8 protein-coding genes and 2 pseudogenes are annotated in these 13,191 nt (G+C 34.8%); 3 read left to right on the top strand and 7 right to left on the bottom strand.

Annotated elements, in window-relative coordinates; genetic code table 11:
• Positions 1–289: 289 nt before the first annotated feature.
• The 6 genes and pseudogenes from AASI_RS04665 to AASI_RS09105 form a co-directional block, all read right to left on the bottom strand.
• Positions 290–3,082, bottom strand: a complete 2,793-nt coding sequence (locus tag AASI_RS04665; protein WP_187146241.1) for an ankyrin repeat domain-containing protein — start codon at positions 3,080–3,082, stop codon at positions 290–292.
• Between the two features lie 142 nt (positions 3,083–3,224).
• A pseudogene (locus AASI_RS08170) lies at positions 3,225–3,963 on the bottom strand (IS5 family transposase).
• A 335-nt stretch (positions 3,964–4,298) separates the two neighbouring features.
• Positions 4,299–6,896, bottom strand: a complete 2,598-nt coding sequence (locus AASI_RS04655) for an ankyrin repeat domain-containing protein (protein WP_012473040.1) — start codon at positions 6,894–6,896, stop codon at positions 4,299–4,301.
• 421 nt (positions 6,897–7,317) lie between these two features.
• Positions 7,318–8,250 carry a 16S rRNA (cytosine(1402)-N(4))-methyltransferase RsmH gene (rsmH, locus tag AASI_RS04650; protein ID WP_012473039.1) on the bottom strand — a complete coding sequence of 311 codons (933 nt, stop codon included), beginning with the start codon at positions 8,248–8,250 and terminating at the stop codon, positions 7,318–7,320.
• A 954-nt stretch (positions 8,251–9,204) separates the two neighbouring features.
• Positions 9,205–10,128 (bottom strand): IS3 family transposase, encoded by a 924-nt coding sequence (locus AASI_RS04645; RefSeq protein ID WP_012473037.1) that lies wholly within the window; start codon positions 10,126–10,128, stop codon positions 9,205–9,207.
• 20 nt (positions 10,129–10,148) lie between these two features.
• A complete protein-coding gene (locus AASI_RS09105; RefSeq protein WP_012473036.1) occupies positions 10,149–10,298 on the bottom strand; it encodes a hypothetical protein in 150 nt (49 codons plus the stop codon).
• Here AASI_RS09105 and AASI_RS04640 point away from each other — a divergent pair.
• From AASI_RS04640 to AASI_RS04635, 3 genes and pseudogenes are all read left to right on the top strand, one after another.
• Positions 10,297–11,085, top strand: coding sequence for a hypothetical protein (locus AASI_RS04640; protein WP_012473035.1), 789 nt, complete (start codon positions 10,297–10,299; stop codon positions 11,083–11,085). The two genes, AASI_RS09105 and AASI_RS04640, sit on opposite strands and share 2 nt — an antisense overlap.
• Before the next feature lie 15 nt (positions 11,086–11,100).
• Positions 11,101–11,223, top strand: a pseudogene (locus AASI_RS09340) (RepB family plasmid replication initiator protein); the annotation flags it as partial.
• 78 nt (positions 11,224–11,301) lie between these two features.
• The gene (locus AASI_RS04635) at positions 11,302–12,009 is read left to right on the top strand and encodes an IS6 family transposase (protein ID WP_012473027.1); all 708 of its coding nucleotides are present in this window, start codon (positions 11,302–11,304) and stop codon (positions 12,007–12,009) included.
• 166 nt (positions 12,010–12,175) lie between these two features.
• On the opposite strand, the gene AASI_RS04630 is transcribed toward AASI_RS04635, so the two are convergent.
• Complete coding sequence (locus AASI_RS04630) at positions 12,176–13,000, bottom strand: IS982-like element ISCaa5 family transposase (RefSeq protein ID WP_012473033.1); 825 nt, start codon at positions 12,998–13,000, stop codon at positions 12,176–12,178.
• Positions 13,001–13,191: the final 191 nt, after the last annotated feature.

Below are 13,191 nucleotides of genomic sequence, written 5' to 3'. Positions count from 1 at the left end.
TTACGCTTCATTCTCAAAAATAGCAAAAATTGGGAGACTAAAACTATATAGCTCTTTGAACAATGGTTTCTTTGTAATTATTCTTATGTGAGATCTTAAACTTGGGGCATTGTATCAATTTAAAGAAATCATTAATCCTGCAAATGACCCATTGTCTTTGGATCTAGAAATTCAACGAAATACTACGATTATTTGATAAAGCCGCCTTACATAGACAAAAAGTGCTATTCACGACTAAAATCATTATTATTCAATCACCATAGACTTCCATTTGCTCAAGCATACTACTTTAAGGATTTACAAACTCAAACAACTCTTTTATTTTTTTATTTGTAGATTCTTTAGCTAAATCAAATGGAGTTTTGCGTTCCTGATCGATTATATTAAGTTGAGCCCCGTTATCAAGTAATAATTTAACAATTTCTGGATACTCGCCTCGAATAGCTATGTGCAGGGGAGTATCCCCGAAATATACACTTTTAACATTTACATCCGCATTTTTAGTGAGTAGCATTCTAGTAACTGTTTCATTTCCTTGGCTAACAGCTATATACAACGGCGAAATACCATGTTCATCTTTCGCATTTATATCCGCCCCTTTGGCTATTAATTTCTCCATAACTATTAGATTAACTTTTTTGGCAGCAAGGTGTAGAGGAGTACAATGTTGGTTATCTTGAGCATTTATATCAACATCTTGCCTTGCTAACAACGCTGAAATAGCCACTTCATTTCCTTCCGAAATAGCTAAGTGGAGAGGGGTAAAACGTTCATAATTATTATTCACAGCGTTTACATCAATATCTCCCCTTTCTAGCAACGCTGAAACAGCCCGTTCATTTTTTTTCAAAATAGCTAACCACAAGGGAGTATGTCCAAAGAGATCTCTAGCATTTAGATCTACTCCTTTAGCTATTAACCTCTTAAATGCTTCCTCATTATCCTGCTTAAGGGCAATATGAAGTAACGTATTACCAAGACTATCTTTAGCATCTACATTGATATTTCCTGCTTGTAGCAGTATAGAAATAAAAGATTGTTTATATTCTTCAATAGCTACAAGAAGAGGAGTTTTACCATCCTTATCTGGACTATTTACATCCGCTCCCTTGGCTATTAATCCCTTAAATGCTTCCTCATTACCCCGCTTAAGAGCACTATGAAGTAACGTATCACCCGAGCCATCTTTAAAATTTACATTAATATTTTCCGCTGCTAAGAGCATTTCAATGACTGCTTGATTGCCTTCCTGCATTGCTATGGATAGAGGAGTATTACCATTTTTATCTGTAGCATTTATATCCGCTCCTTTGGCTATGAGTGCCGCAGTGGCGGCTATTTTATTTCCTTTTCCTCCTATAGCAGCTGCTAGATGTAGAGGAGTATCTCCATCATTATTTTTAACATTTACATTTGCCTCTTTGGCTACTAATTTTTCAATCGTTATTTTACTACCTACTAAAGCGGCGTAGTGTAGTGGAGTATTACCAATATCATCTGTAGCATTTACACTAAGGGCTTCCGCCGCTAGCAGCACTTCAATGACTGCTTGATTTCCAATTACAATCGCTTGGTAAAGTGGAGTATCTCCATCATTATTTTCAGCATTTATATTCGCGCCTTTAGCTACAAGTACCTCGATCAATTCTTTATTTCCTCTTCCCACAGCTCCCACAGCAAAGTGAAGTGGAGTATTTCCATAATTATCTCTAGCATTTACGTCCGCACCTTTGGATACGAGTGTTTCAACGATTTTTTTAGTTCCGTTTATTACTGCTAAATGAAGTGGAGTCTCAGATTCATGATCTACAGCATTTACATTCGCTCCCTTCGCTAGCAGTGCAGCAACGGATGCTTCATCCCTTAAATCAATAGCTTTAAAAAGTGCTTCGGTAGCTTCGTTAGCATCAATTTCCCAACTAAATGTTTGTGCAATACCTATCTTACTTATATCATATACAAGTTGTAATGCAAAGGATGCTTCCACAGCTTCTTTAGCGTGAATAATAAACGTTATATTATCTCCTATATTTCCTGAATTAATCCCGATTATTTCTGTAATTCCCTTACCATTATAATAAACTTCTGCACTGCTACCTGTGGTCTCAGTTATCAACAACTTCAATTTGCTAAGATCTATATTACCACTATTAGCCTCTTTTTCTATTTTGAATTGAATTTTTTTATCGGATGCAGTACGATGCAATGGTATGAGTTTTAATACAGGTGGTTTGTCATCAAAATATTGCTCAATTGTCGCATCTTTCACAGGATTACCTTGATATAAAACTTCAAATTTAAATTTAGCCTTGGTTGCTAACTTAAAATCTATCGATAAAACATAGTCCTCTGTTGGACTTCCTGCATTAATATTATTAATATTGATAATACCTGCCTGCTGACCATTAAGTGCAACAGTTTTTTCAGCATCATCCGTACTAATGTTTGTATAACGTAACTGGACATCTTTTACTAATACAGCAGTACTATTTTGAATATTAAATATGATGGTGCCATTAGCTTGGTTGTAAACCAACTTAGCAAGCTTTAACTGAACTTCTGGAACTACTCCCTTTTTCCAAGTAACATTGCGTGTGGTAGGAACACTCCCTTTGTTATCTGTCAATTTAAATTCTACAGTAACAAGGTCAAATTTTTTATCATCTTCAACAACTTTATATGGAATTTTTAATATGTTTTGGCTAGGTGTAAGTTCTGTAGCTAAACAAAAATCTGCAACGGTTTTTGTTTCATAAAGCTTCTTTTGTACTATGGAATTAGTTGAGTATACAGAGGTTATAGCTATTGTATAGTTTGCTAATATTGCTTTTTTATCTCCTTTTAATTTAAATGTAATTGCTGTGATTTTTTCGATTCCCTCTAGGCTTGTTGAAGGAACATCCATGATTAGTCCCCCATCATCTTGCTGTTCCCTTTTAAGTTGGGTTGGAATTCGTTTTTTTGATTGAGAAGGAAGATCATCATTACCACAACCACAAGAAACAAGATTTAACACCCCTAATAACCCAATAAGAAATACAGAAAAGCAGTATGCATGCTTTTTAAGACTAAATTGCTTCAACATTGTGTGGTTTAGAATAGATCATTAATAAGCAACATATATTTGCTGCTTAATGCAAAACTAATAAATCTTGCTAATTACTTACTTATACAAGTACGTTAATAAAATATACCCAGAGTAATTTATATCTACCTAGGGCGTGTCAACAAATAGTCCACAAAGAAGAAGCATCCAAATAAATACCACCTGAAAAGTTGATCGCTAGCCTATTATAGCACGTGACTATAGCCCTATATTGCTTTAAGTGAGCAAAGTAATGATCTATTAAGTACCTCCATTGATAGATCTATCATAATATCCCTTGTTTTTGTGATTGGTTTTAGATGGTATGACTACTACACGATTGCTCTCTTGTAAGCTAGCTAAGACTCTCTTTTGTGCATAATAATCCTTATCAGCCAATAAAGCAGATGCATTTACTTTCTCCACTAATATATCGGCTCCTTGCAAATCATGTATCTCTCCACCTGTTAGGTGAAAGGCAATACGCCTTCCTTTTCCATCACATAATACATGTATTTCTGTGCTCAATCCTGCTCGACTGTGGCCGATCGCTTGTTTGTTAAGGCTTTTTCCCCGCTATGCTGCTGATGGAATTTAACAATAGTAGAATCAAGCATGTGATATGTATTATCGCTCTCTTGTGAAAGAATCTCAAATACTTTTTGCCAAACACCCTTTTTACTCTATCTAGCGTAACGTATATGAGCCACTCTAAAAGCTCCAAAGCCTTCAGGTAAATCACGCCAAAATATAACAGCGCGGTAACGGTATAGCATTGCCTCAACTATTATCAGCTGTTGGTACTACTGTTTCTGCTCTGTCTGGCAAAAGGCCTTTGTCTTTTCCCATTGCTGGTCTGTTAGTGCATAGCCTCGCATATAAACCTATTATTATTAGATCATAATACCTCTACTACACTATTCTCCTCTCTTATATCTAATTTTACATACTCTTTTTTAATTGTTGACACGCCTTAGTTAGCTATATAAATTTTAAAACTTAACTTTAGAAATTCGAAAAGCTTTTTAAAGTACATATAAGCCATCACTTTAATTCAGAAGTTATTTACATACCATTACGGAACTATATTATTGCGTGTGATCCGTACACATGGTTTTTTTAGGGCAAAAAGTATCTGAATTAGCAGTAACCTATGCAAGAAAAGAAAACATACTACTATTTAAAATCACTATATTACCTTTAAAACACTACTTTAAGGAGTTGTAATACCAAATAATCCTTCCATTTCTTCATTGACAGATCGCCAAACCAGGTCAACTTCTGTTTCTTCTTGTTCATCCTTTATATTTCGATCAGCTTGCTTTTTAGGTAACAATTTGTCAATTGCTGGATGATCATGATAAGTAGCTGGCGTGTAACCCATAGCATCTTTATCATTTAGGCCTTCCCTATTTTTAGCAAATAATCTTTTTATTTCCTCATTGGTAGATCGCCGAACCAGATCAACTACTGTCTCTCCTTGTGCATCCTTTATATCTCGCCTGGCTTGCTTTTTAAGTAGCAATTCAACAATTGCTGGATGATCATAATAGATAGCCATATGTAACGGCGTGTAACCCATAGCATCTTTAGCATTTATACCTTCTCTCTTTTTTATGAGTTTTTTAATAATTGACACATTACCTTTTTGTGCGGCTATATGCAAAGGCATATTATTATATTTATCTTTAACATTTACCTTTACACCTTTATCTAATAAAGCTGTAACTGCTTCCTCATTGCCTTTTAAAACTGCTATATGTAATGGAGTATTACCATCATTATCTTTTGCATATAATTTAATCTCTTTTACTGCTAATAAAGCTTGTATAGCTTCTTTATCTCCTTTTTCAACTGCTTTATGAAGAGGAGTATTACCATGCATATCCTCAGCATTTACCTCTGCTTTTCTAGCTAATAATGCTTGGATTGCTAATTTATTGCTTGCTAAAGCAGCTTTATGTAGTGGAGTAAGTCCACGTTTATCTATCATTTTTACATTTGCTCTGGTAGCTAATAGTAGCTCTAGCACTTGCTCTTTTCCTTTTTCAACAGCTATATGTAAAGACGTATTTCCCTTTTCATCCATCCTATTTATATTAGCTCCTTCGGCTAACAACAATGCGACATTTCTTGTATTAGCTACTTTAGTAGCTATGTGCAAAGGGGTAATACCATAATTATTGGTAGCGTTTACATTGGCTCCTTTAGCTATTAAATCTTCAACTAATTCTTGGTTATCTTTTTGAATTGCTAAATGAAGAGGGCTATTACCCCATTTATTTTTTGTATTTATATCAATTCCTTCTACTTGCAACAGGGCTAAAGTAGCCAATCTGCTATTTTGTTCAACTGCGATACTTAATGGTGTATACCCTTGTTTATCTTTGTGATTTACTTGAATATTTTCCTGGTCTAAGAGTAATTTAATAACTGCTGAATTGTTACTTTTAGCAGCCTCATGCAAAGGAGTTTCCTCATTCTCATTTTTAATATTTATATCAATCTCTGGAATTTGTAACAATTCCTCGATTTTTTTCTCGTTACCTGCTGCTGCAGCTTCCAAAAGCATCTTATTAGCTTGGGCGCCATCCATTCGCCATGTAAATGGTTGTTTATCTAATACACGAGGTGCGTACACTAGGTGTAATTCAAATGATGCTTGTACAGCAGTAGAGGGTTGGATAACAAGAATTATATTATCGCCTGTAATATTTAACTCACTACCTGGTACTACTATACTAGCTTTTCCATTATAGTCTAGGTATGCATCACTTGTTGTATGCTGTATGAGCCTTAATTCTAGCTTGCTAACGTCTATATTACTACTACTAGCTTCCTTTTCTATCCTTAACCGAATTGTCTTATCTTTTCCAATTAATGAGGTAGGTCCAACTGCTACTAACTTTAACAGAGCTTCTTTATAATCAAATTCTTTTTCTTCCACTGCATTTTCTACTACTTTGCCTTGATGTAACACTTCAAACCTAAATGTAGCTTTAATAGCTGATTTAAAGTCTATAGGCAAAATTTGGTCTTCTGTTAAACCCTGTGGAGCTATACTTGTAAAGTTGACAACTCCTACCTGTTGGTTGTCCAGCACAACGGTCTTACCAATAGTATCTTGGCTGATATTGGTATAACGCAATTGAACATCCTTAACCAATTCTTTGCTATTGTTCTGTATACTACAGACAACCCTACTGTTAGCTTGCTCATAGGCTAACTTATTAATTTTTAATCCTCCGGACCTTGCTGCTTCCTTGTTCCAGCTAATAGGGTACTCTTTTAGCTTAGCACTATCCTTATCGAACAACTTGAATACTATACTTACAGAAGTAGCTTCTGTACTAGGAACAATATCAAAAGAGAGTTTTAATGGTGCTTCATTAGGCTTAAGTTCGGCTATTGAAAAAAAATGAGTTAAATTTTTTTCTACTTTATCAGTTATAATTCTTAGTGTATTGCTGCCATCTTTATAGTTTATGGTACTGCCGCTTTCTACTAACTTTACTCTTAATTTATATTGTTTTAAATCTACTACCTTATCATTATCTGTTAGTATAAATGTAGCTGTGACTTGTTTATTATTCCCATCTAACCTTATAGGAAATACTTCCATATTTAAGCGCCTGTCACGGTCTTGATTAGTAGAAGCTATATCTTGGTTTGGTTCACCTTTGTTGTTTTTATTATGCTTATGAGATTTTCCGCAGCCACAGGCTATGATATTGTATAATACAAGCAGGCTAAGAAGTAACCGTAAAAATGGAAATAAGGACCTTTTAATAGGCACTTTTTTGGAAAGCATAAGGCAGTTTGAAATTTGATAGTCAAACTATTTGAAGTTTATAGTTTGGCCGTATATAAACAGGTTTACATTTAGATCTTATAAAGTTTTAGAAGGTACTCCATATTATATTATACAACATTTAAGGCTATATAAAAAGCATTAATCAACAAAGATTTATAATATTATAGCCATATAAAGAAATGCTTTTTAGCATAACTTATGGATAAAAAACATCAGTATTTGTATTATAATTGATTAATATAGAATTAAGGTATTTTAAAGTGTTTGCAATCTCCTTATACACTACTAACACTGCTTTTTAACTAAAGGCTTTTGTGAATAGTATATAACCTTAGTATCAGCTTAGCTGGTAGTACAAAAGAAAAAATTACTGAAGTTAAGAAACAAACACTCTATGCAATAACCTTTTTTAACAACCTTACAATGCTGTACGCTCCCCTACCCTAAGCTTAGCGCTTCGTGACCTAGAATTGATTACTAATTCTTCTTCAGTAGGAACAATAGCCTTTTTATAAACAGGAACAAATGGCTGTAATGGATTGCCATACATATCTTTGTCTAATTCACCTTCAAAGTTTCCTGTTTTAATAAATCTTTTTACTAACCGATCCTCTAAAGAATGGTAGGATATAATTACTAACCTACCTCCTGGTTTAAGCAACTGCAAACTCTGCTCAAGTAAAGATTTTAAAGCACCTAGCTCATCATTTACTTCAATACGTAAAGCTTGGAATACTTGTGCTAAAAATTTGGCACTTTTACGGGGAGGAGAAAAAGGCAACGCAATTTCTTTAAGCGACTGAGTAGTTTCTATAGGATGCTTGGTCCTAGCTGCTATCAAAGCCTTAGCTAATGCAGGTGCCGAGTGCAACTCTCCATATGTCCTAAACAGCTGCGTTAGTGCTTCAAAAGAATAGGTGTTAACTATTTGGCTAGCTGTAAGACTGCTTGACTGGTCCATACGCATATCTAATGGACCTTCCGAACGAGTAGAAAATCCTCGAAGAGCCGTATCAATTTGATAGGAAGAGACACCTAAATCTGCTATCAAACCATCTATTTTTTCTATTTGGTGGTATGCTAAAAAACGTTGTATAAACCTAGAATTTGCTCGTATAAAGGTAAAGTTAGGATCATGCCAAGTGCTGGCTATTGACTCAGCATCTTCATCCTGATCAAAAGCAAATAGTTTACCTCTTTTTAGCTGGGCTAAAATAGCTTTAGCATGGCCTCCTCCTCCAAAAGTTGTATCTATGTAAATACCATCAGGTTGTATAGCAAGTCCTTGTAAGCTTTCTTCCAACAATACAGGCTGGTGGTACGTTGAGCTAGGTTCATTTAAAATTTCCATATCAATTATTATACTATTATAATTATAGGTATAGCTACCAATAACTTATCAACTATCTGGTGGAGAATATGCTATTCTATTTTAACATTTTCAAAGTTATTGTAAAAAATGCTGCTGACCTTACATATTTATACATAATATTAGCTCGTTCTGCACCAAGCATCTTCTGGGCAAAATTATTTATTTTCTCTTGAAATGTACGAATTACTCCCTATTTTAACTACTTCTTGACCTATTACGTAAGTTTGTTCATTTTTTACCTTTTTACGATGTTTCTTTTCTACTTGCTTATGCTCTTGAGCTAGTTCTTGCTGGGTAGGAACATTGAAATTACCACTGGCAACTAGTTGTTGTTAATAGTTGGCTACAAAGTAGGATCACTGCTATAATTCTTTTATTAGTATTATACATGGCTTCATGTTTAAAAAGGTTATAACTAATATTAAAAAATAGGCAACTAGGCATGTTCTAGAGCTATATATTTTATCTTAAAAAATCAATAGATAAGAGCAAAAATTTTAAAAATTTAGAATTGGATTGCAAGGCAATTAGTAATAGGGCTGTTTAGATTTATTTGAGAAAAAGAAACAGAAAAATCAGAAAACCTGGCAAAAAGAAAAAAGAGATTGGTTTGAAAGCTTTCCAAAGGAGCCATGCCAAGGATTTTAGGTATTGTAAAATACTACCTGCACATAGTAAAGGTAGAGATTTTTTAAGCAGCTAGGCATATAGAAATCCTTGACATGGCTTTTGCGTGGTGGTGGAGGGTTTGAAAGCTTAACTTGAGGCACTTCTTTATTTTAAGGTGAGCCGACTGCGAGAGTGAACGAGCCCGTCCAGCAAAGAGCCGTGCAAACGGCGACCTGGGCGTCGAAGGCTTTTTTGCCGGGTGTCTCGTCCTAAAAAAAGTTACAGATTATTAAATAAATACTAATATAAATTTACACTTCACATTTAGTCCTGCAATGAGTTTACAAGAGCAAGATTTTTTTGATAGTAATTTTTCCATAACTTTTCAGTTTTAATAGTTGCTTTAGCATGGTGGATTTGGCTGGGTGTAAGATTGCCAATACTCATATGCGGTCTACTATAGTTATATAACTCCACAGCCTTCACTAAAGCTTGTTTTACCTCTTGTATAGAGCATACATAGCAATAAGCCAGATACTCCTCTTTGATAATTCCATTGACACGTTCAGCTATAGCATTCTCCAGTGGAGCACCACTACTTGTCATGCTAATTTGTATCTGGCAGCTTTCCAGTAGCTTTACATAAGATGTGCTACAATATTGTGTCACCCTGTCGATATGATAAATCAGTTTAGCATGGCTCTGGGGACCTTTGAGACTGCAAAGAGCCATGCGTAGAGCTTGAATACTTTCTTTAGTCTGTAAGCTCTCTCCAAGGTGATAGCCTACTATCTTGTGAGAATAAGCATCGGTTACCAAGCTAATATACCAGCATTTGCCTTCTACCTCCCAATAAGTAATATCACTCACCCATAACTGATTAACACTGCTCGGACAAAATCCTTTGATCTGGTTAGGACACTTTTTAAAACGATGCAGCGATTGGGTAGTTTTTATATGCCTTTTCCTTTTTCTAACCAATAAATAATGCCTAGCTAATAAGTCAAATAATTTATCTCTTCCTAATTTAATATGGTGCAATTCTATAAAATCTTGCAGCTTAAGATGTAATTTACGTCCTCCCATACTAGGATGCTCGCCTCTAATCTTTTTTATTTGCTCAATAATAAGTGTCTCCTTTTGAGAGGTAGTCTCTACTTCCCACATATGCTCGTAATACGCCTGTCTACTAATCCCAAACCATGCACATACTTCGGCTAGTTTTATGTGCTTGAATTTATCTTTCATTGTTTCTATGATTTGGTATTTTACTTTTTTCTAATAAGTATATTAAACTCTCTCTCAGCTACATCTATCATAGTAGAATAGGCAATAGCTCTCATTTTTATTAATTCTAGCTCCTTTGCTAGTAAGGTTTTAGAAGTTGCTAAGCAAGAGTTAGCTGAGTATACTAACATGAATTTTGAATATATAGCGAAGAAGAAGGGGCGCAAGATCACAGATTTAGAATTCAAAATCTCTTACAAACCAGCCATCAAAAAGCCTATTGTTCCTGCATCAAATCTAAGTATATCCAATGAAGTTCTTAAAAAAGAATCCGAGCAATTACAAAAAACTACTTTTAAAAAAGAAAAGGGGTTTAAAAAATTTCCTCCAGAACAATATCGGCTTTATAAGCGGTTAAAAGAGTTAGCGCTTAGTAAAGAATTAGCTGCTTTAGTTGTAGATAATATTCCTACTAAAGAATTAGAATCAGAGATCGATGACTTTTATAATTCCGTTACACAAAGAAAAAATAAAACAACAATTACACCCCATTTTGAAGACCTGCTATATCGGTATACAGGTATAAGAGTAAGGCGAAACTATAAAGTAAATTCTATTTCAAAAAAAGAACCAACCGATGCGGATCCAAAAGAGGCAAGTTTAGTAAAAGAGATAGATCCATCATATGCATTTTGTTTTGACACATTAAAAAAATTTGGTGTAAGTTATGCGGATATTCAAGCTCTTCTCATTCAAGTACCTCTGGATGAAATAAAAATATTTTTAGAGAAAGTTTCTAAAGAACTTGAAGAAAATGATGAACCAAATAAAGCGAACTATGTTATAAAGAGTTTTTATACAGCGTTTGGCTCTCCTCATATAAAAAGTAGTGAGCAAGAAAAGGTACAAACTTTAGGCAATAAACTTAGAAATAGGATCTATACAAAGCAAGAAGATTTGAATAATGAAGGAAAATAGTGATAATTTTACACTATGGATAATAAAGTAATTACGAAAGGACAAGAACACGCTATTACGATCAAGCAGCATAATGCTATCACAGAGGCCCGATATGATATGTCTGCGACGGAGAAAAATATTATATATATGCTCCTTGCACAATTAGAAGGGCTCTGTTGCAAAAAGGGAACAATTGGATTAAATTGGAATAATTCGAAGAAGAACTCCAGACCTATGAATATCTTTAAGAGACGCCATTTCAAATACGATATAATTATATGGGCAGTAAGATGGTACTGCAAGTACGGAGTAAGCTATCGTGATCTGGAAGAAATGCTCTTGGAAAGAGGGGTAGAAGTAGATCATTCGACAATTTATAGGTGGGTTCAGTTTTACGCTCCCAAGATATTAGATAAACTCAAATGGTACTGGAAACCTACTCTTGGCTATAGCTGGCATGTAGATGAGACGTATGTTAAAGTGAAGGGTAAATGGGTATATCTCTATCGGGCTATAGATAAAGCAGGTAATACCATAGATTTCTATTTATCGACCACTAGAAATGCTAATGCGGCCAAGAGATTTTTAACTAAAGCACTGAATTCTATCCCTAGTTATGCTAGACCTAAAACTATTAATACCGATAAGAATCCTGCTTACGGTAAAGCTATCAATCAATTAAAGCTAGCAGGTAAATGCCTACCAGATTTAGAACACCGACAAGTTAAGTATCTTAATAATCTAATAGAATCAGACCATGGCAAGCTTAAAAGATTGATTAACCCAACCTTAGGCTTCAAATCGATGAAAACTGCTTTTGCTACCATAAAAGGCTTTGAGATAATGCGCATGTTTAAAAAGGGACGCTTCAATTTATGGAAATATGGCCAGGGTATCTTTGGAGAAATTAATATCATTACCCATAATTTATTAGCTATTTAAGCTATCCAATAATTGGTTCTCCACCTCACAAACTTACTTCCCTTTTCTATTTGCAACAGGGCCTAAAATTTTATTAAAGTGTCAGGAAATAATCTATGACCTTCCTGAAGAAGTGTCAATGAAATCAAAATACAACTTTATTTTGACAAATATATAACCTAAGTTGCTAGATAAGAAAAGCTTTGTTGATTTGAAAAGCTAGCAAGAACAAGAGTATTTTGATCAGAAAGCCTTGGAAGATAACAGCATGAATCTTCTTTAAGAAAAGGCCTTTAATGCCACTAATGCTGGTCTCTATCACTTTTCGCATGCGCTCTTTGAGATAAGCCAGAGAAGGTGTATCCTTTCGATGAGCATTAGATTTACGCTGAGAATAAAGCTCAATCCTATCATCAGCCAACATATCTTCTAGATGGTAGTTAGTATAAGCCGAGTCAGCATAAAGTGCACTACCAGCAGGCATAGAAAAGGGCAGTTGGTGCAATCCTTTTACATCCGCTTGGCTGCCAGCTACTATTGAGAATTCGACCGGAATACCACAATCAGTAGTAATAAGCTGCACTTTAATGCCATAAAAGTAACGGCGCATAGAGGCTTTGTAGCCTCTGTAAGCTTCACTTTGTAATAGTTTACATCTGCTAATACGTATGTTATCGCACACAGGCACAGGAAATGAATCCAATACAAAGTCCTTACAAGTGGCTACTTGCTTGATTAAAGTGCCTATTTCTAAAAAGAGCGAAGTTATCTCTTCTCCTATAGCATGCAAGCGGCGATTGTACCTACTTTTATCGAGCATGTTAGGGATAAGCTTAGTGGAATGCATAAACGATCGAGCTTTGTCAAGATGTCCGCCAAAGTATAAGGCTGAGATGATAGCTGTTGTGAGTACTTCTGCATCCGACAACTTCCTTTTTTTATCTTCTTGATGATGTAAATACTTGAGTAAAGTATCAATAAATGAGTATATTGCTATTGATTTTTCAATCATAATGACCTCCGATTTATTGGTTTAAGACAAAAACAAGATCGGAGGTTTTTTACTCTTTGCCTTATCTATTACTAGCAACTTAGGTTATATAGATAAAACTTGACATCAGGTTAGAGTGTACTCTATCCTGACAGTAAAAAAATGTAACCAACTCCTTTAACGTGCTTTAAATTTCATTCTCTGATGTGGCT

The organism is Candidatus Amoebophilus asiaticus 5a2 (assembly GCF_000020565.1).
Taxonomy (GTDB): Bacteria; Bacteroidota; Bacteroidia; order Cytophagales; family Amoebophilaceae; genus Amoebophilus; species Amoebophilus asiaticus.
Note: the sequence above shows the minus strand (reverse complement) of the source record. Positions and strands in the feature narration are given on the sequence as shown.